Source organism: Actinomadura decatromicini (assembly GCF_008121305.1).
GTDB classification, from domain to species: domain Bacteria; phylum Actinomycetota; class Actinomycetes; order Streptosporangiales; family Streptosporangiaceae; genus Spirillospora; species Spirillospora syzygii.
On the sequence record NZ_VSRQ01000009.1, the window covers coordinates 336,862 to 354,987 of the forward strand.

The 18,126-nt window shown below is 69.7% G+C and carries 15 protein-coding genes; 5 read left to right on the forward strand and 10 right to left on the reverse strand.

What is annotated here, in order from left to right:
- The first annotated feature begins 26 nt into the window (after nt 1–26).
- Both FXF68_RS42810 and FXF68_RS36035 read left to right on the forward strand, forming a co-directional pair.
- Entirely contained in the window at nt 27–506 is a 480-nt protein-coding gene (locus FXF68_RS42810; RefSeq protein ID WP_187438283.1) for a MarR family winged helix-turn-helix transcriptional regulator, read from the forward strand.
- Nucleotides 507–1,416: 910 nt separating this feature from the next.
- Nucleotides 1,417–2,586: a PP2C family protein-serine/threonine phosphatase gene (locus FXF68_RS36035; RefSeq protein ID WP_148767304.1), complete on the forward strand. Its 1,170-nt coding sequence runs from the start codon at nt 1,417–1,419 to the stop codon at nt 2,584–2,586.
- Between the two features lie 476 nt (nt 2,587–3,062).
- Here FXF68_RS36035 and FXF68_RS42815 read toward each other — a convergent pair whose 3' ends face one another.
- The 8 genes from FXF68_RS42815 to FXF68_RS36065 all read right to left on the reverse strand — a co-directional run bounded on the left by FXF68_RS42815 (nt 3,063) and on the right by FXF68_RS36065 (nt 8,307).
- The gene (locus FXF68_RS42815; RefSeq protein ID WP_425458649.1) at nt 3,063–3,440 is read right to left on the reverse strand and encodes an ATP-binding protein; all 378 of its coding nucleotides are present in this window, start codon (nt 3,438–3,440) and stop codon (nt 3,063–3,065) included.
- 5 nt (nt 3,441–3,445) lie between these two features.
- Nucleotides 3,446–3,832, reverse strand: a complete 387-nt coding sequence (locus FXF68_RS43505; RefSeq protein ID WP_222870249.1) for a Mu transposase domain-containing protein — start codon at nt 3,830–3,832, stop codon at nt 3,446–3,448.
- Nucleotides 3,801–4,634, reverse strand: a complete 834-nt coding sequence (gene istA, locus FXF68_RS36040) for an IS21 family transposase (RefSeq protein ID WP_222870250.1) — start codon at nt 4,632–4,634, stop codon at nt 3,801–3,803. Before istA ends, FXF68_RS43505 begins: the two co-directional genes overlap by 32 nt.
- Before the next feature lie 212 nt (nt 4,635–4,846).
- Entirely contained in the window at nt 4,847–5,848 is a 1,002-nt protein-coding gene (locus FXF68_RS36045) for a hypothetical protein (protein ID WP_148767305.1), read from the reverse strand.
- Nucleotides 5,841–6,137 (reverse strand): hypothetical protein, encoded by a 297-nt coding sequence (locus FXF68_RS36050; protein WP_148767306.1) that lies wholly within the window; start codon nt 6,135–6,137, stop codon nt 5,841–5,843. The genes FXF68_RS36045 and FXF68_RS36050 overlap by 8 nt, the downstream gene beginning before the upstream one ends.
- A 3-nt stretch (nt 6,138–6,140) precedes the next feature.
- On the reverse strand, nt 6,141–6,389 hold the full coding sequence (locus FXF68_RS36055; RefSeq protein ID WP_148767307.1) for a hypothetical protein: 249 nt from the start codon (nt 6,387–6,389) through the stop codon (nt 6,141–6,143).
- A 702-nt stretch (nt 6,390–7,091) separates the two neighbouring features.
- Complete coding sequence (locus tag FXF68_RS42820; RefSeq protein ID WP_187438284.1) at nt 7,092–7,433, reverse strand: hypothetical protein; 342 nt, start codon at nt 7,431–7,433, stop codon at nt 7,092–7,094.
- Nucleotides 7,434–7,545: 112 nt separating this feature from the next.
- The gene (locus FXF68_RS36065) at nt 7,546–8,307 is read right to left on the reverse strand and encodes a GNAT family N-acetyltransferase (RefSeq protein ID WP_148767308.1); all 762 of its coding nucleotides are present in this window, start codon (nt 8,305–8,307) and stop codon (nt 7,546–7,548) included.
- A gap of 172 nt (nt 8,308–8,479) precedes the next feature.
- On the opposite strand from FXF68_RS36065, the gene FXF68_RS36070 reads away from it, so the two are divergent.
- The 3 genes from FXF68_RS36070 (at nt 8,480) to FXF68_RS36080 (ending at nt 13,575) form a co-directional block, all read left to right on the forward strand.
- Nucleotides 8,480–8,857, forward strand: coding sequence for a PAS domain-containing protein (locus tag FXF68_RS36070; protein WP_187438285.1), 378 nt, complete (start codon nt 8,480–8,482; stop codon nt 8,855–8,857).
- Nucleotides 8,858–8,983: 126 nt separating this feature from the next.
- Nucleotides 8,984–9,307 (forward strand): CU044_2847 family protein, encoded by a 324-nt coding sequence (locus FXF68_RS36075; protein WP_148767310.1) that lies wholly within the window; start codon nt 8,984–8,986, stop codon nt 9,305–9,307.
- Nucleotides 9,304–13,575 carry a trypsin-like peptidase domain-containing protein gene (locus tag FXF68_RS36080; protein ID WP_148767311.1) on the forward strand — a complete coding sequence of 1,424 codons (4,272 nt, stop codon included), beginning with the start codon at nt 9,304–9,306 and terminating at the stop codon, nt 13,573–13,575. The genes FXF68_RS36075 and FXF68_RS36080 overlap by 4 nt, the downstream gene beginning before the upstream one ends.
- Here the strand turns inward: FXF68_RS36080 and FXF68_RS36085 are convergent.
- Both FXF68_RS36085 and FXF68_RS36090 read right to left on the reverse strand, forming a co-directional pair.
- Nucleotides 13,556–16,078, reverse strand: a complete 2,523-nt coding sequence (locus tag FXF68_RS36085) for an AAA family ATPase (protein WP_148767312.1) — start codon at nt 16,076–16,078, stop codon at nt 13,556–13,558. The genes FXF68_RS36080 and FXF68_RS36085 overlap by 20 nt on opposite strands.
- A gap of 811 nt (nt 16,079–16,889) precedes the next feature.
- Nucleotides 16,890–18,119, reverse strand: a complete 1,230-nt coding sequence (locus tag FXF68_RS36090) for a low temperature requirement protein A (RefSeq protein ID WP_148767313.1) — start codon at nt 18,117–18,119, stop codon at nt 16,890–16,892.
- Between the last annotated feature and the right edge of the window lie 7 nt (nt 18,120–18,126).

Sequence of the window (18,126 nt, forward strand, 5' to 3'; positions counted from 1 at the left end):
CACCAGAACTGAAACCGGGAGATCCCGTGCCATCGCGTACCACCCGTGAGCCGATCGAGTTCCCGAAGCCGGAGCGGCCCGCCGAGAGAACGGAGGAACAGGAGCTGGCAGAGGTCGGCCGCGCCTTCGTTGCCATCTGGTGCCAAGCCCAAGAGCACGTGGCGGGCCACCTTCCCCCCTCGCAACTGCGCGCCCTCCAGGTCGTCGCCGACAAGCCCGGCATCAGCGTCCGCGAGCTGGCCAGGGAACTCGACGCGATGCCGTCCTCGGTCAGCCGTCTGTGCGAACGGCTGGTCGTCGCCTCGCTGCTGGAACGGGCTCCCGCCGACATCGACCGCCGCCAGGTCACCCTGCGGCCCACCGCCGAAGGCACGCAGGTGCTGAACGACATCACGCTGCAGCGCCGCGCCGACCTGAAAACGATCCTGGCCCGTATGTCCGCCGAGCAGCGCAGCCAGCTGCTGCAAGGCTTGGCCGCCTTCGCCGCGCACACGGGCACTCGATGAAGCCCACCACCCCAACCCCTCCCAGTTCGTTGCCCGATGACACTAATTGCCGCATGTAACACTTTGCCAGGGCGCCTCGCCGAACACCAACTTTCCAGCGCCAGCAGGCTGTCCCTGCTCGCTTGTCTCCAAGGCCCAAGCGGGCCGATGAGGTCTTCGCCGTAGCAGGCCGGGACCAGGCTTCGGCATGGGCATCCGGCTCTCAACGCCCGCCCGGACGACACCGGCGATCATGGCGCTTTTGCGAGGCGGTACTCGCACGGCTGACGATATGCAGCGCCGGCAACGGTCAACAGTGATCGCGGCAGACACGCATCATCCAGTAGGGCGAACACCAGACGGTTCGTCCAAGAACGTTTGGTGCAGACGCCCCCTGCCGCTGCGGTCCCACGGCGCCCTGAAGGCTGGAGAGTGTTCAGCCGATGACGCCCCGCAGATGGGTCTTCTGGCACGTCAGAGGCTGAGGTAACTTAAGGCGCTGCCCGAAGGTCAGAGAGACCGTGAAGGAGGGCGGCGCGGCCTGCAGCCGACATCCGGGCCACGAGAACGGCACGATCGCCTCAGCGTCGGTGGGCGATCTGGTGGAGGAGCTGCCGCCCGTGATGTGTGAGGAACTGGACCGTCTATCGGCGGTCGACGGTGCGTCCTTCCCTCCCGGCCAGACCGGTGGCTTCCAACCGGTCACAGTCGGGCGACGCCGACGAGGGCTGGATAACAAGAAGACCGGCGACCTGGTTGCGACTCAAACCCGCATCCCGGTCGATGACCAAAAGGCGAAGCAGGTGCCTACCCTCCAGGCCGTTCATGGATCTTCGCCCCCGACGGGGGTGTCGGTGGCCGACGGCCCGACCCCTGGCCGTCACGGACGACTCCACGCACCGCACCTGGCAGCGACCCCGGTGGTGGGGTGATGATCACCTCGCACCGGCCCGCCGAGGTGGAACGCGCGATCAGATCGGCGCCCGCGCATTCTCTGCCGGAGGCCTTGGGAAAGGCACTGACAGCGCATCTCCCGGCAGTGGTGGGCTCTCAGCTGTTCCTCGCCGATTACCACCTCAATGTTCTGGTTCCCGTCAACGGCCCGGCTGCGGACGAGGCGCTCAAAGTGCAGGGCACTGCGGCGGGGCAGGCGTTCGTCTCTCGCTGCCCGGTTATTCGGCAGCACGTTTCAGCGGAAGGCCCCGCGTGCCAGCTCTTCGCCCCGGTCACAGCGCGGGGCGAACGCCTGGGTGTGCTGAGCGTGCTCACCCTGGCTCCTGACGCCGACCGCCTGATCGACGACCTGGTCGAGATCGGCGAGCTCGTCGGTGCCGCCCTGAAGGTCGCCTGGAACCATAGTGACCGCTATGAACGCGCGCGGCGCCGCCAGCGCCTGACCTTGGCCGCGGAGATCCAGTGGCAGTTGCTTCCCGGGCACGGAAGCACCAGCAAGGAATTCTCCCTGGCCGGCCACCTGGAACCCGCGTACTCAATCGCCGGCGACAACTTCGACTGGTCCACCGAACAAGACCATCTGACGCTGACCGTGACCAACGGGTCGGGGACCGGCATTCAAGCGGCGCTGCTGACCGCCCTGACCGTGGGAGCGCTCCGCAACTCGCGGCGCTCAGGCGAAGAACTGGCCGACCAGGCCGGCCTCGCCGGTGCCGTGGTCAACGCGCGGTACCGCGGCCACGAGTTCACCGAGACCATACTGCTGCGCATCGACCTGGCCAGCGGCCTGGTATCAGCCGTCGACGCGGGATCGCCCCACATCTTCCGGATGCGCGGGGAACAGGTGATCCCGATCGAACTGGAGCACCAAATGCCGTTGGGAATGTTCCCCGACACCGAGTACAAGGCCCAGGAGTTCAAACTCGACCCCGGAGACCGGCTGCTGATCGTCAGCGACGGCGTCTACTCTGCTATTTCACCCTACGGCGAAGACTTCGGCACCAAGGTCCTTCAACAACAAATCTTCAACACCCGCCTCCAGGACCCCGCCGAAGTGCCCCTGTCGATCATCACCAGCCTCATGGACTATCACGAAGGCCAGGAGCTCCTCGACGACGCAGTGGTGGTCTGTCTCGACTGGAAATAGCCACACCAATACCCCGGACGGGGCACCGCGAGAAATGATGGGCTATCTACCGGGCGGTCCGCGACGCGCGGCACAACCGTCACCTCGCGGTGGAAGCGACAAGGTTGGTTCGAGGGCCGTTCAGCGGTCTTCCGGTCCCCGGCCGTTACGCGCTCTGCGCGGGCTTGAAGGCCCGCAAGGATGTTCGTGTTCGAGAGGACCGGCCTAGGTCAGCCGGGCAGACGGGAGCGTTCGGCCTTGGCCGCGAGCTGTGTGGCGAAGACTTTCTCGCCGTCGAGAGACAGCATGGTTACGGCCGCCAGATGCAGCAACGTTCATGCGTCGGTTTGAGCGACGGTCGGGAGCCTGCAACGAAGATGATGTTGATGAATTTCAGCGACGGTGAGGTGGCGGTGGATAGGTGAGCGCCTGTTTCTGAGCCCGTCTGGGGCGGACGCTGGCGAAGTGGCGGCCTCACGGGCCCCCAAGGAGGTGGTTCAGTCGGCGGCCTGCTCTCGGGCTCGGGTCTGAGCGAGTCGGCAGGAGTCGGTGCCGGTCTCGATGATGGTGCCGCCGAAGGCTCCGTTGGAGGCGATGGCCAGGCTGTTCTTCTCCTCGCGCTCGGTCAGGACCTGGAACAGCAACTCGGCGCCGCGGCGGTCGAGTTCCATGTATCCCAGCTCGTCGATGCAGAGCAGGTCGACGCGGCCGTAGCGGGCGATGGTCTTGTTGAGCTGCTTGTCGTAGGCGGCCTCGACCAGCTCGTTCACCAGCTTGGTGGCCAGGGTGTATTTCACCCGATAGCCGGCCCGCAACGCCGCGGCTATCCCGGCGACGATGTGCTCGTGGTTCATCTGCCGGTTCAGCAGCAGCACGTCGATCAGGGCGCGGGTGCCCTCGCGGTCGCCAGCTCCAGTTGCCGTCCGCCTTTGGCTCTGATGCGCTCCTGCCGTGCGACTTGTTCGCGTCCGTCATAGGCGACCAGATCCGAGGCGTGCAGCACGACCTGGACCATCCGACCGATCAGCCGGACCGGCACCGAGTAGCGGTTGGTGCGGACGCTGATCCGGCTGTGCCGGTCGACCCGCAGCGTGAAGTGCCGGCCGGTCTCGAACGCCTCGACCGGCAGCGGCTGCCGCAGTGGCCGCTCAACGGCGAACAGCTCACCGATCGTGCGGGGACGCGACCGGATCCGCCGCGCCTCGTCCTCCTCGTCCCAGCGGTCGATCATCTGGTTAAGCTCGGCCAGCGAGTCGACCTCGGGCACCGGGACAAAGTGGTTGCGGCGAAACCAGCCGATCTGCCCTTCCACCCCGCCCTTCTCGTGGGCGCCCCCCGATCCCCGGGCGGCGGTAGAAGCTCTCGATGCCGTAGTGGGAGCGGAACGCCATCCACCGCTCGGTCTCCACCCGCTGCCGGGTGAACCCCAGGATCTGGGCGACCGCGGGCTTGAGGTTGTCGTAACGGATCTTGCCGAACGGCACCCCGCCCGACACCTCGGACGCATGGACGTGGCCCTCGAAGAACGCCTCCTGCCCACCGGACATGAACACCCGATGCACCGCCTTGCCCGAATACGACAACCGCAGGCTGAACTGGTAGCAGGTCACCTGCTGCCCGCGGATCCGGACCGTGACGTCACCGAAGTCGAGCTCGGCTTCGGCGCCGGGCCGGTGGGTCTGGGAGATGAACGCCTCGACCGATCCCCGGCCGGCCTCCACCCGGATCTGCGGCCGACGCTCGGCGACATAGCGTCGCACGATCCCGTAGGACACCGGCGCGTCATGCTCGTCGACGAGCCGGTCGAAGATCCGCTTGACGGTGTGACGCTGCTTGCGCGGCGCGTTTAGATCCGCTCGCAACATCGCATCGATCACCGGCTTGAACGGATCCAGCAGTGATGCCCGCGGCTCCATCTTCTTGCGCGGCTTCGGCCACGCCGAGTCCAGCGCCTGACGCACCGTCGGGTGCGAGACGCCATGCTTGCGCATCACCGCCCCGATCGACAGCCCGTCCCGCACATCGCGACGGATGGCCGCGTACAGCTCGGTCTTGGAGTGCCGCGCCATCCAAGCCCCCTCACGGAGGGTGACAAGGTAGATACTCTCCCTGCGAGACCGGGGCTGTTGCTGAAACTCGTGAACACGGCAACCCGACGATCAGGGGTGTTGCTCAAACTCATCGACAAACGTTGCCGCTAGACGCGGACGAAACCATGCAGACCGTCCCCGACCAGCACAGCTCCGGGGAGACAAGGCGGACTTCAAGCTGGCCGGGTGTTTCAGGTCTGGGCGATGACGATCATGCGGACCTGGGCCCATAGGGCTGCCAGGGCGTAGCTTCCCAGATCTGGTTGGGCCTGTCCGATGGCGTCGCCGGTCGTCCAGCACCAGATCGCGGCCGAGTACAGGCGTTCGGGCCTGATCGGGAAGGTCGGTACCGGTGGCCCGTAGCCGGGGAAGGCGTGGTCGGAGGTGACCGAGGGCCATCCAGGGTTGGCGTGGACCCAGTTCCAGCCGGTCAGGTCGTCCCAGACCGGGGCCGGGTGGATGTGGTCCTGCTCGAGGGCGGGTGGGCCGCCGTGCAGGTCCCAGCTGAGCACGTAGATGCCCCAGTGCGCCGAGCTGCGGGCGACCGCCATGTCGGACTGGTTGTTCCACAGGTACTCATACGGTGTGTAGGTGCGTACCTGCGCGGTGCCGGCCGGGCCCTGGCCGGGCGGGTGTCCGGGGGTGATGCGCATGAAGTCGACCCAGATCGCCGAGCTGCACACGATGGTCCCGGGCTCGGGGAAGATCTGGAAACTCCAGCCCATCTCCCCGGTCGCCCTGGACGCCCAGACGTCTTCGGTGTGGTGCGGACGCCCGGTCCCGCCCAGGTAGGTTCCGTGGTCGGCGTAGGGGGCGGCGTAGATGTCCAGGTGCGGGTCCTGGAAGGGGTCGGGACCCGACAGCAGGCCGTGGCGGGCGTGCTCCAGCAGCCGCTCGTCGGTCATCACGTCGCCGCCCAGGCGGTGCGCGCGGCGGTCGGCGACGAGATCGGGTGGCCGGGTCCGGTCGCCTCGCTGTTCAATGACCGCCGCCATCTGGCTCCGGTAGCGGTCATCGGGGGCGAGCAGGCGATGCATTCCGTGGTGCAGCGCGTTCATGGCCAGGCCGTTGACGCGGCCGATCTCCGCATGCCGGGCGGCCAGCGCCTGCAGGTGCCGGGTCAGGGTCTGGTGTGCCTGCGCACGCTGGTCGGCTGCGAGGTGTCCCGGGCCGGCGGGCGGGGCCTCAGACATTGCCGCCGCCCTGCATGTCGAACTGCGCTGGCATGATCACGCTGTCGTAGAGGGCGGCGACGCTCACCCAGTACCGGGTGGAGTAGCCGCGCGCGCCGCGCCGCAGATAGCGTTCCTTGCCGAAGCGGCTCACCTCCAGCAGGCACTCCCCGCCCACCGGATTGGCCATGATCCATTGGGCGCCGAAATCGGTGCCGTCGGCCCGCTCGACCCAGATCCGCACCGGCGCGTCGCCGGCGTACAGCGCGAACGGCTTACCGCCGGGCGGCCGGACCCCGTTGAACGACATGCCTCAGCCCTCCCGCTCCACCAGCACGCCCGCTTCCCCGAGCCGGAACCCTGCCAGGGCGTGCAGGACCTGAAGGTCGTCGGCCTGGGCCAGCTCCCGGGGCACCTCGACCTCGTGCAACCGCTGCCCGGGCAAGGTGCCCAGCCCGGCCACATACTCCCCGTCCGGCTCGCCCAGGTGATGGGCGGCCAGCAGCCTGCCCTGCTGGTCGACCAGCACCACCATTCGCCGAGCACCCGAACTCTCTGCCATGCCGCCCCGTCCCCCTGCGCAAGGCGCCGCCCCCGTGGCACGCACCGTCCTTCTCTTATTGGAATCGGCGAACGCCGCAGGGACCACCGGCCCGACCGGTGTCGGCCAACCGGCCGCGACTGCTCGGGCCCGGGCCGGCGCCCGCCCTGGGCCCCGGGGTGTCGGTAAGAGCCGTGCAACGGCGTACGTTCCAGCCTCGTTATCGCAGGTCACGCAGGGTCGGAGTGGGCTGAACGGAGCCCGGGTTTCGGTTGTGGACGACGGCTTGCCGGCCGGGACCGGATCAGGTTGCGTCGACGGCCGACGCGCTGACCTGCGGCGAGCCGGACGGTATCGAGGTTCCGTCGGGTACCGCCCCGGGTGTACCGCATAGCAAGATCCTTGCCGACCCCCTGAAGAGGGCAAACCGACCACGGGCGAACCCACCTGCCCCGAGTGCCGACGCGAACCTCACCTGGTCACATTCCTGTGTTCCTCAAAGCAGGACATCCCAGGCGGTGTTGACCGCACCGCCCACACCTGCCACCGACTCACCAACGGCGGTCGCTGGGGCCCAGCAGACTAGTGACCTCGGCGATCGCCTCCGGCGAGGGGTGGAAGTAGCGATGCAGGTTCTCCGTCTTCTTGTGTCGGGACTTGGCCATCAGCATCAGCAGGCTCGCGCCGCCCTCGCCCAGATAGGTCAGCGCCGAGTGCCGCCACTCATGCGGGCCCAGCCCAGGGCACTTCAGTTGCCTGCCTCCGGAATCGTGGTGAGCCTGCGGTATCCAGGGTCTGCGGGACTGGGCGCCGGGTGACCATTTGCAGGACGCGTGGTTGAGGGACGGCCAGTGCATCGATCTGCGCCAGCTCGGCAAGCGAGCTGCCCACGTCTTGGTCGATGAGCGCGGAGACCAGCGCGTCCATGAGTCCTCCGAGCTCCTCGACATTTACTTGCCAGTCCGGCTCGGGGTGGTCCTGCCGGCTGCCGTTGGCGGGAACCCAGCGGGCCTCCCGCACCCTGAGCCGGCCGACCAGGTCTGAACGGTTCAGCGCGTCGGCCAACTGGTTGACGTCTTGCTAGCGCAAGGGACGCCAGGCGGCCCGGGGATCGATGGCGATGTTCAGGCCAGAGCGGATGATGAGATCGACATGTTCGCTCGCGTCGCCGAGGGCATCACGTGGTGGATCTGGGGCGCGGATGGTCCACGGATCGCTCGTCTCTGGGGTCGGGTAGTTCTGCGGCGGGGACGAGCGGTAGGCCACCGGGGGTGCGGCAGGACTCCAGCAGCCGGTTCAGCGGGAGATCGTCGGTGGTCGGCGGTCCTTCGCAGATTTCGAAGTACTCGGCCAGGAACTCCTCGACCAGGGCGCCGTCCACTGTGCCATCGTGCTCGGGCATCGCCGATCCGCCGAAGACCATGAGCATCAGGCTGGGGACCCGGCGTCCGGACTTGCCGAGCGCCGGTTGGAAATAGGGGATCGGCAGGAAGCGTGCGCCGAGCCGTTCGTAGAAGCGCAGGCGCGCCCGGGGATCGCCATAGGCCGTGTCGTGGTGGTAGCGCGGGTCCTCGATCTCGGCGACCAGCAATCGGGGGTTCCAGTGCGCGGTCCACGCGTCGGTGGCCGCCGCCATCAACTGCGTGCCGACCCCGCCGCCGCGCAGCCCGGGGCGCACCGCCAGGTAGGACAGCAGCGTCACCTGGCTTCGGCCGAACCAGTCGCCGACGGCGCCGCCCAGCAGGTCGCCCTCCGCCGTCCGAGCGGTGAGGACCCGGGTGCCGCCGGAACGGACGCTGGCGATGAAACCGGACTTCGCCTCCAATTCGTCCGTGGGGAAGTTCGGCACGAGCACATTCTCGTAGAAATCGGTCAGGCCGGAATCGTCGACGGGCGCCAGCGGCTCGATGTGAAACGCTGGGGAAGCCGGTGCTGTCATGGGCTGCTCCTTGGTAAAGGGGATTCATACCAAGATTGCACTGAATCGTGGGCGAGAAAGCCTGGCTTCGGTAGGTTCGCGTGTGCGTGGGGGTGAGGATTCACAGTCCCCCATCGTCTCGGTTCACGATACGTCTCGCACTCGCGGGGGCCTAGTACAAGGAGGAGCGGGCGTGAAGGATTCGTTCGCGGTGGTGGTGGCCGACACCGATGGCCTGATCCGGTCATGGGACTCCGGCGCCGAGACACTGTTCGGCCACGAGGCCGATGCCGTCGTCGGACAAAGTCTCGACATCATCGTGCCGGACGAGTACAAGGAAGCGCATTGGGCCGCATTCAAGGCGCTCATGGCAACTCCGGCGAACAACACCGAAACCGGACTCGACCGCGGTGCCGCGCGCCTTTCCGTTCATTGCCGGGACGGCTCGCTGCGGCCGCTCGCCGTCCGGCTGATGCTGCTCCGCGATCCGTGGGGAAGTCCGGCTGGGGCCGTCGCTCTCTTCTCGGCGGCGGAACCGCCCCCGGAAGCCGAAGCGCTGCCTGAACTCTGATTCTGGCCCGCCCATTATTTAGTGCGTTTCCACACCGAGTAGGTTTTAGGTTTGTCGTGTCGTGCGTGCTCAAGCGATTTGTTGCGCCCGGCAACTGGGCGGAGCGACGGGGAAGAAGGCGGGGTTGTGACGGAATTCGTTCGCTACACCTTGGAAGACGGATCCGAGGTTCTTTTCGAGTCGGACAGCGCCGCCCTGTTCGACGACCAGGGCGGCGAGGACGAGATCTCCGACCACGGCCGTCTGCGCACGCAGTTCGCGCGTATCGCGGGCACCGCGCAGGAGCTGGCGACCTCCACGCGCGCCACGGTCACCGGAGTCGACGAGGTGACCATGAAGTTCGGCGTCAAGGTGTCCGGCAAGCTCGGCTGGTACTTCGTCAAGGCGCAGGGCGAGAGCGTGATCGAGGTGACGCTGACCTGGAGGCGCGGGGGGACGGCCGAGGAATGACCGGTCCTCTCGACTGCGTGGTCGCGGCCGCGCCCGTCGTCTGCCGGCGGCTGAGAGAGGGCGAAGTGGCCCAGGGGGAGGAGGCGGTCCCCCGTGGCTCCGGCGTCCTGGTCGACCCCACCCACGTGCTGACCGCCGCGCACGTCCTGAAGGACTGCGCGGGGTCGAAGATCGGGCTGCGGTTCGACGGGTTGCCCATGATCCGGGCCAGGCGCGTCGAACTCGGGCCCGAGGCGGCCCCGGAGAACCTGGACGTGGCGCTGCTGGAACTGGACCACGCGCCGCCGGGAGTGGCGCCGGTGGCGCTGTGGCCGGTCGGGCGCCTCCCTGACAAGGTGCACCTCTTCGGCTACCCGGAGGAGGACCCGAGGGCCGAGGGCGCGTGGCGGGACTTCACCAATCCGACGGTGATCGCCAAGGGGTTCGTGCAGGTCGACTGGCCCGAGCGGGCCCGCGGCTCGCTGAAGGGCCAGAGCGGTGGCCCGGTGATCGCCTTCGCGGGGGAGCGTCCGTGCCTGGTCGGCCTGTTGCGGGGGGCGAGCACGACCTTGCGGGTCTCCCGCTTCGTGCCGATCAGCGCGGTGAGGAGGGTGTGTCCAGACCTGCCCCGTCCGTGGTCCTTCGCCGGTGCGGGGTCGGTGGCGCATTTCACGTGCCGGGCCTATGCCCGCCAGGCCGGCGACCCGGACGTCGATCTGTTCCGTGGGCGGGCAGCGGCCGTCGCCAGGGTCGGTGAGCGTCTGAGGGCGGCGGCCGACGGGCGTCCCCTGGTCATCACCGGCAGGCCCGGCGCGGGGAAGTCCTCGGTGCTGGCCCGGGCGATCATCGACCAGCCCGAGGCGAGCGGGGGCGGAAGCCTGGCGTTCCACGCCCGTGGCGCCACAATGGACGCGCTGTTGGACGCGGTGGCCGATCTGTGCGGCGTGCCGCAGTCGTCCTCCCTCGAAACGCTGGTCGAAGCGCTGAGTTCGCGGGACGGGACTGGAGCGGCCGATTCCGTCCAGATCGCGGTCGACGCGCTGGACGAGGCGGCGGAGGGCGAGCCGAGGAAGATGGCCGAGGCGCTGTCGGCGCTGGCGCGGGTGCCCCGGGTACGCGTCGCGGTGGCCTGCCGGCTGAACCGCGACGTCGACGGCGACGACCTGCTGACCCTCCTCAATCCGCCCGGTGGAGCCTGTGACCTGGTCGACCTGGACGGCGAGTACCAGGACCTCCCAGGGCTGGAGACGGCCGCGGCGGCCATGCTGGCCCAGACGGACGTCCACGAACCGTCCGGTGCGGCATGGCGCGCGTACCGGCGCGACCCGGAACTGCGCGCGAGGCTGGCACGGGTGATCGGCGACCGCGCCGAGGGCAACTACCTGGTCGCCGCGCTGGCGGCCTTGACGCTCGCCCGCGCGGACGCGCCGGTCGACCCGGCCGACCCCGGTTTCGACGCGCGGGAGATGATCCCCTCCGGCGTCGGCGAGGCGCTCAACAGCTACCTGAACCGGTTCCGCGAGGCCGAGCGGACCGCCATGCGCGGAGTGCTGACCGCTCTCGCCTACGCCCGGGGCGCCGGGCTGACCGACGACCAGTGGCTGTTGTTCGTCCGAGCCCTGGACCCGAGGAGGGCCCGGCATCTCGACCCGGAGTGGATGCGCTCAGGTCCCGTCGCCGACTACCTGCTCACCACGGGAAACAGCGCGGAGGGGGCCACCAGGAGGCTGTTCCACCGCGCACTCGACGAGGAACTGCTGCCGCCCGAACCGAAGCGGTCCCGTGACCAGCAGGCGATCGTCGAGACGCTGCTGCACGTCCATGGTGGCGGGAGGGACGGTGCCGGATGGGACACGGCTCCGGCCTACCTGATCGCCCATCTGGCCGAACACGCGGCCGAGGCGACGCCCGGCGTCCTGGACAGGCTGATCGGCGATGCCGAGTTCCTGGTCCACGCCGAGCCGGCGTCGCTGCTGCGCGCGCTCAACCGGACCGCGAGGCTGGAAGGGACGCCGGAGGGCAGGGCGGTCCGCGACGTCTACCGCACCTCGGCCCACCACTACCGGGCCGGTGACTCCGACGACCGCGGCCTCCTGCTGGAGGAACGCCGGCAACTCCTCGCCATCGACGCCGCCCGTTTCCGAGCCACGACCCTGCTGCGCGGGCTCAGCGCCCCGATGCCGGTGCGGCCGCGCTGGGCGAGCGGCGCGCAGGCGAGCCGCGCGTTGCTGTGGAGCCTGCGCGGCCATGACACCGGGGTGAGCGCCATCGCCGCGACGCGCCTACCTGACGGCCGTCAGGTCGCTGTCACGGGCGGCTTGGACGGCTACCTCTGTTTCTGGGACGTCCGCGACGGTTCCCAGTTGCGATGCCCACTGCCAGACGGCGCCGACATCGTCCAGGCCGTCGCCTGCGTGGACGTCGACGGCCGGTCCGTGGCGTTCACCAGCGGTGACGACGGCATGGTGACCGCATGGGATCTGCGGACCGGGGCCCTGTCCGAACGCCTGACGATCCGCGGGCACGGTGCCCACACCTTGGGCGCCGCCGTGATCGAAGACGGGCCGGTTCTGGTGTGCGGCAGCACGGCCGGACCCGACGGTTCCGCCGGAAGCCTGCGTCCGTCGACCCTCGACACGTGGCGGCACCTAGCCGGGTTTCCCGGTTCGCCGGATCTGATGGTCGCCTGCTTCCAGGCCGGGGCGAGGAAGGCGCTGGCGGTCCTGGCCGGTCGCGGCGGGGGAGCCCAGGTGTGGGACCTGTCGGCCGGGGTGCGGCGGCCGTCCTCGATCGACGGCGTGACCGAAGTGCAGGCCGTGGCCTGCGCCGACCTCAACGGTTCCCCGGTGGCGGTCACCTGCCATCGGAACGGGCCGGTACAGCTCTGGGACCTGGACTCCGGTGAGCCCCTGGGGCCGCTGGGCATGGACGACGAGCGGGCGCTCGCGGTGGCCTGCACCCGTATCGGCCGTGTCGCGATCGCCCTCACCGGCCACGCGGACGGGACGATCGGCGTCTGGAACCTCGCGGTGAGGCGACGGCTGGAAACCCTCGTCGGCCACACCACTCCGGTACGCCAGATCGCGTGCGCGCAAGGGGACACGGCTTCCTTCCTCGGCGACGCAACCGACCGGCCGCCGTTCGCGATCAGCGGGGACGACGACGGAACGGTCAGAGCCTGGGACCTTTCGGCCATAGGCACTATCGCCGGGCGGCCGGGCCGCTCGGGCGCCGCGCCCATCACGGGCGGCTCCCGCCGCCAGCGGCGCACCCCGACCAGCGGGTCGGGCACAGCCGCACCGGCTCCGCACTCCGGCCACTCGGCCGAGGTGTCGGCGGTCGCGTGCGTACCGGGCGAACCGGTGGTGGTGAGCGTGGCCGCCGATACCGCCCGGTGCTGGGACCTGGCGTCCGGCGAGCCCCGGCAGCCGCCGGCAGCTCGTAGGGCGCCGGTCACCTCGGTCGGTCGCGGCGTGCTGGGCGATGAGCCGGTGGCGGTCTTCGGCTGCGCCGAGGGGCAGGTCAGCGTCCGGCGCCCGGCCGCCGACGCCCAGCCGATCGTGCTGAGCGCACCCTCCGGCAGGATCTCAGCGGTGACCTGCCGGGGAGTGGCGCGCACGACCGACGGCGGCGGTGCCCCGGCTCTGCGGGTGGCCGCGGCCGATGCCCGGGGAGGACTTTGGGTCTGGGACGTGCCGCGGGCGGCCGATACAAGGATCCGGGACGTGCCGGGCGCCGGGCCGCCGTCCCCGCGCCACCTGCCGCCGGACCCCCAGCGCCGCGGCGTCATCACAGCACTGACCTGCGGTGAACTCGACGGCCGACCGGTGATGATCGGCGCCCGCACCGACGAGCGGGCCCAGGTCTGGTGGCTGGACACGCTGCAGACCCGCACCTACCTGCGAGGCCACAGCGGGGCGGTCAACACGGTCGCCTTCGCCGATCTGGAAGGCGGCCCGCTCGTCGTCACCGGTGGCGAGGACGCCCACGTCCGCCTCTGGGATCTGCGGAACGCCGAGCACCTCGCGACCCTCTGCCATGACGGCGAGGTGCTCGCGGTGCTCGCCACGACACTCGGCGACCATCCCGTGGTGATCAGCGGCGGGACGGATCGTCACGTCATGATCTGGAGCGTCCGGGACCCGTCCGATCCCCGCCTCCTCCACCGGATCGCCTGCCCGTATCCCGTGACGGCGCTTGACAGCGCGCCCGGGGTGCTGGTCGTCGGGTCGGGGCGCGAGGTGATCCTCTTCGAGCTCCCCGCGTCGGTCACGGAAGCGGAGCGCTGACCGACCGGTCGTCCAGCTCGCGCCTGCGGACCCGCAGGAAATGCCGGACGGCGTCGGCGAACGGGCTGGACCGGGTGTTGAGATCCGCGCTGGTGGGGGGCGGAGGGAAGATGCCGTCCAGCGGGTCGCCGCCCGCCGTCCGCGGACCGGCCGATGCGCCTCCTTCGGCCTGCCGGACGTGCGCCCAGTACGGGCGGAAGAGCCGGTCCATCCGGACGAGGGCGGCCTCGTGCTCGCGCCGGGCCGCTGCCCGCAGCTCGCCGTCCCGCGAACCGTCCTCACTGATCAGGTTCAGGTCGCGCATACGCGCGCGGGCATGATCCATCCGCGACTCGTACAGCACCCTGGTGTATTCGCTCGGCGCCTGGTCGGGCATCTCCTGGCGGGTGTTGAAGACGTAGGCGTGCATGACCGCGCGGGCATGGGCGTCAAGGGCCGCGCGCAGCCGACCCGCCGCCTCGGACGGCGGCACCTCGAACGCGCGCTGCCACCTGATCTCCGCGAGGGTCTCGGCGAGCAGGACGCGCAGCTCGTATTCGGCCTGCTCGGCGATCCTCGCCTCCAGGGGACCGATCTGCCGCTCGGCCTCGTCGAGGTGCCCCGGATACTGCGGAGCGCACATGACATCGGCGCTCATGTAGTCGATCCACAGCACGCACCACTCCTCCTCCAGGTAGTCGAAGGTGGTCCTGGCCTCGTGGTACGCGGCCAGGACCTCCTCAAGCGGCTGCCCCAAGTGAGCGCCCACCTCGGCGACGTATGTCTGGATCAGCCCCCTGACGTGCATGACGTTGTCGTCCTCGGGGGAGTCCTGCCGGATGGTGCGCGCCGCCCGGTCGAGCAGGGCGCTCATCCCCTGGAGCGCCTCCCAGGACCGTTCCCACTGCTTGGCCTCGGCGTACTCGGGCCGCAGCGTGCTGGGGAAGGAGCCGCGGAACTGCCTCAGATGCCTGAGCCATTCACGGCTCGCGGGCGACTCGTTCGTATGGGGCATGTCCTCGAACCGGTCGAGGATCTCGTCGCAGAGCGGGAACGGCACCGCCTCACCGAACCACCAGAAGGCGTCGAAGAAGACCCGCGCGAAAGCGAGATCCACCGTTTGCGGTTCGGCGTCCGAGCGGGCCAGGTGAAAAAGCCAGTCGGTTTGCAGGACGTGCCATTCGGGGTGTTCGTAGCGGTGCCATGTACGGTACAGCGCATCGTCCTCGTCGGTTTCGAACGCGTTGAGCAGCCTTTCCGCGTGCCCGGCGGCGTAACCGTGAATCCGTCGATAAAAGGCGAGGTCCTGGTCGAGCAATGCCCGTTCGCGTCTGCTGCGCACGGCCTCGTGCAGCCGCAGGCCCTGTTCGAGGTCGTCGTCGAACCCGACGACGAAGGACTGATGCCGCAGGACGGACTGAAGCGCGGACACCTCGGCCGCTTCGGCGCCGGTGTCCTGCAGGAGCGCGGCGAGCAGCGGCTCGTCGAACCGCCGGACCACGCTCAGCCTGTCCAGTAGGCGCAACCCGCCCTGATCGCGCGTCCAGGAGGCGGGCCTCCACAGATCGTCGAGCAGCCTGTCCAGCGCCGCGCCGATCGCGTCCAGCCACGAGGACGTCCCGGGGCCTTCCGGCCGCGCCCTGTCGAACGCCCTTCTCAGGTCGAGCCCGTCGCCGTAGGCGGCGTACAGGTCGGTGGCCATGCCGACCGCGAGGGCGTAACCCCTGGTCATCTCGACCGTCTCGGCGATGTGACGATCGAGGTGCCCGGAGGACGGCAGCCGGACCCGCTGGTAGTCCGCGACGTCCGAGCGGCTCAGCGGGGGCAGGAGGCGGACGACGCCCTCGGGTACCGGGCCGCCCGGACGTCGCGCGATGATCCGCACGCTTGCCGGCAACTCGACGAGCAGGCTGAGCAGCCACTCGGCGGTCGGCGTCCCCTCGACGCGATCGAACTCGTCGATGAGAACGGCCAAGCCCGCGTGGCCGTCGGTCTGAGCCTCGCAACCCGACAGCGCCTCCCTGACCTCGTCGAACAGATGCCGGAGAAGGCCTTCGGGCCGGGCGGCCGCCGCCTCCTCCGGGACGTCCGGCCCAGAGCCGTTCGCACCACGGTATTTCGGGTCGGACATGCGCTCGGCACGCCAGACCGCGTCGACGATCCGGTTCGCGGCGTCCTGGGTTCGCTTCTGGCGGGCGGCATCGGTGACATGGGCGTCGGCGAGGTCGGTGGCGATGAGCCGGGCCGCGGTGCAGCACCAGCTGAGCGTGGTGCGCGCCTGGGCGTCGGAGGTTCCCGCGGTGGTGGCGGCGATCCGGCTGGCACTGATGTAACCGACGACCAGTCCGCTGGAGGCGAGCCTGCGACCGGCCTGGAAGAGAAGCGACGACTTGCCCGTGCCCGCACCGCCGACAACCTGGTGAATCCGCTGCTCGCCGGTCGCCGTGGTGAGTTCGGCCAGTAAGTCCTCGCGCCCGACGAACCAGGCGTCGGGCATCCAGTAAAAGTCGACCAGTTCAGTCATTTACCAGCTCTCCATATTGTGAAGGCCCGAGCACTCGGATGCTTTCAAGCTGCCTCTGGATCACAAAAATAGTGTGTTGCTGAACCTATTCGCTGGGCCTTCGCTGCACAGCTCGAAGGGTTGGCGCTAACTGGTCACACGCGTAAGGCTCACCGGCGTCCAGTGACGAGAGCCTGGCAACTGCTTCGCCGCGCCGCCTGACACATAACGCCGGGCGGACGTTCCGACGCGTTCACGGCGCGAAACGGATGCGGCCGCAGAGCGATGGCCGACACAGGTACGGAGCGGGCCGCCCAGCCGACGCGGCCGGGCCGCCCTCACGAGGACCGCTGGTTAAGGCGGCCGGCTCGACCGCCGAACCCCGCCGGGAGCGCTCTAGCCGACCGAATCGGAGTCGGGGCCGGTCAGGGCGTCCTGGATTGCGCCGGGCATCTGCAGCAGCGTCTCAGCCAAGAAATAGCACCACCTGCTTGGGCGCGGCATCCTTGCGCTTGAACAGGGTCTCGGTGAGCCGGCTGCGGCGGACCTTTGGAGTCCACCGGGTTCGAACCGACCCAGGCCAGGTTCCCGTCGCGGACCTGCTTGGGCGTCGGCGCCGCGGGGTCGTCGCGCTGGGCCTTGGAGATCTGCTTGTGGCCGTGCCGCATCAGAGAGAACGCGGGCCGCTTGAGGGGGAGTCTGATGGGGAGCGAGGGGCATGTCCGTCCTGGGACCGGCCGCGGACGAGGTCGAGCGAGCCGCCGGTCGCGGTACAGGCAGCGCGATATGGGCGGCGGTGCAGGGAGCGCGGCACTGCGCCTCGCCGGGGCCATCAATGGTGGGTTTCGGTCTCATTGGACACGCGGCGGGTGACCGCGAGGGTCCAAGGGGTGCCGAGCAGGACGATCAGTGCCAGGCCGAGGGGCAGCGGGGCCGGGTGCGCGGCGGCGAGGGCGAGGCACAGGGCGGCGACGGTGGCGCACGCGGCGGTGAGCAGCCGGTAGAGGGTGCGTTTGGTGTGCCAGGTCTGGAGGCTTGCCGCGACGGTCATGGTCGCGCCGAGCACGATGGCGGTGGCGGCGCAGAGCAGCCATGCGATGGCGGGCGGCGTCCGCGCGGAGTGGGCGTGCTCGACCAGGCCGGGCATGGCCGCGCCGATTGCGGCGATGGCGGCGGTCAGCGGCAGGTGCGTCATGATCCATTGGACGGTCGCCGTGCGGGTCGGTCGCGGCGGGCGGTGCCCGGCGAAGTCGAAGTAGGTCCACCACGCGCCGAAGCCGATCACGACGGCGACGAGTCCGACGGTGATGGTGAGCGCGTCGGCGGGTTCGTGGGCCAGCCCGTCGACGACCCCGACCACCGTCTCGCCGAGCACGATGATGATGAACAGGCCGAACCGGTGGATGAGCGCGGGCGTGATCGCCAGGCCGGGCGGGGCCTTCGCGAGTATCACGCCGAGCCCGGTCAGGTAGGCGGCGGCCAGGACGAGCCAGGCGAGGACGCGGGCGTCGGCCGACAGCCCGGCGGTGGCGGCCAGTACGGCGGCGACGGCCGCGGTCCCGGCGACGAAGGCCAGGTTGGGGAGGCGGTACTCGGGCCCGGAGGGACGTCCGGCCAGGTACCAGATCAGGGCGAGGATCGCGAACACCACCGCGGTGCTGATCGGGAACGCGGCTCCGTGGCCGGCGCGGGGGATGAACGCGCCCACGGGGACCAGGGCGAGGACCTGCACGAGCAGCACGGTGCGGCTCCGGGCGTCCTCGCGCCCGTGCAGGTCGTGGTACAGGCTGCTGTTGAGCCAGGCGATCCAGATCAGGACGAACACGGCGCCGAAGTCCGCGAGCGCACGCCAGGTGAGGTGGTCGGTCATGTGCTCGGCGGTGCGGCCGACGAGCACGACCACGATGAGGTCGTAGAAGAGTTCGAGCGGGCTGACGTCGCGGTCGAGCGGCTGCTCCCCGTGGGGCCGCGGCGGTTGCCAGAGCCGGCGGCGCAGCCGTCCCCACCGTTTGCGCGTCCGGGACGCGGCCCCCGGGGCGGACGGCTCGGTGCGGTCGGTCATTCGTCCT

Excerpts from the sequence above, each read along its gene's own strand:
- FXF68_RS36080 (WP_148767311.1), top strand. The coding sequence starts at position 9,304 with ATGACCGGTCCTCTCGACTGCGTGGTCGCGGCCGCGCCCGTCGTCTGC.
- FXF68_RS36065 (WP_148767308.1), bottom strand. The coding sequence starts at position 8,307 with ATGACAGCACCGGCTTCCCCAGCGTTTCACATCGAGCCGCTGGCGCCC.
- FXF68_RS36035 (WP_148767304.1), top strand. The coding sequence starts at position 1,417 with ATGATCACCTCGCACCGGCCCGCCGAGGTGGAACGCGCGATCAGATCG.
- FXF68_RS36045 (WP_148767305.1), bottom strand. The coding sequence starts at position 5,848 with ATGTCTGAGGCCCCGCCCGCCGGCCCGGGACACCTCGCAGCCGACCAG.
- FXF68_RS36090 (WP_148767313.1), bottom strand. The coding sequence starts at position 18,119 with ATGACCGACCGCACCGAGCCGTCCGCCCCGGGGGCCGCGTCCCGGACG.
- FXF68_RS36085 (WP_148767312.1), bottom strand. The coding sequence starts at position 16,078 with ATGACTGAACTGGTCGACTTTTACTGGATGCCCGACGCCTGGTTCGTC.
- FXF68_RS36055 (WP_148767307.1), bottom strand. The coding sequence starts at position 6,389 with ATGGCAGAGAGTTCGGGTGCTCGGCGAATGGTGGTGCTGGTCGACCAG.
- FXF68_RS36050 (WP_148767306.1), bottom strand. The coding sequence starts at position 6,137 with ATGTCGTTCAACGGGGTCCGGCCGCCCGGCGGTAAGCCGTTCGCGCTG.
- istA (WP_222870250.1), bottom strand. The coding sequence starts at position 4,634 with ATGGCGCGGCACTCCAAGACCGAGCTGTACGCGGCCATCCGTCGCGAT.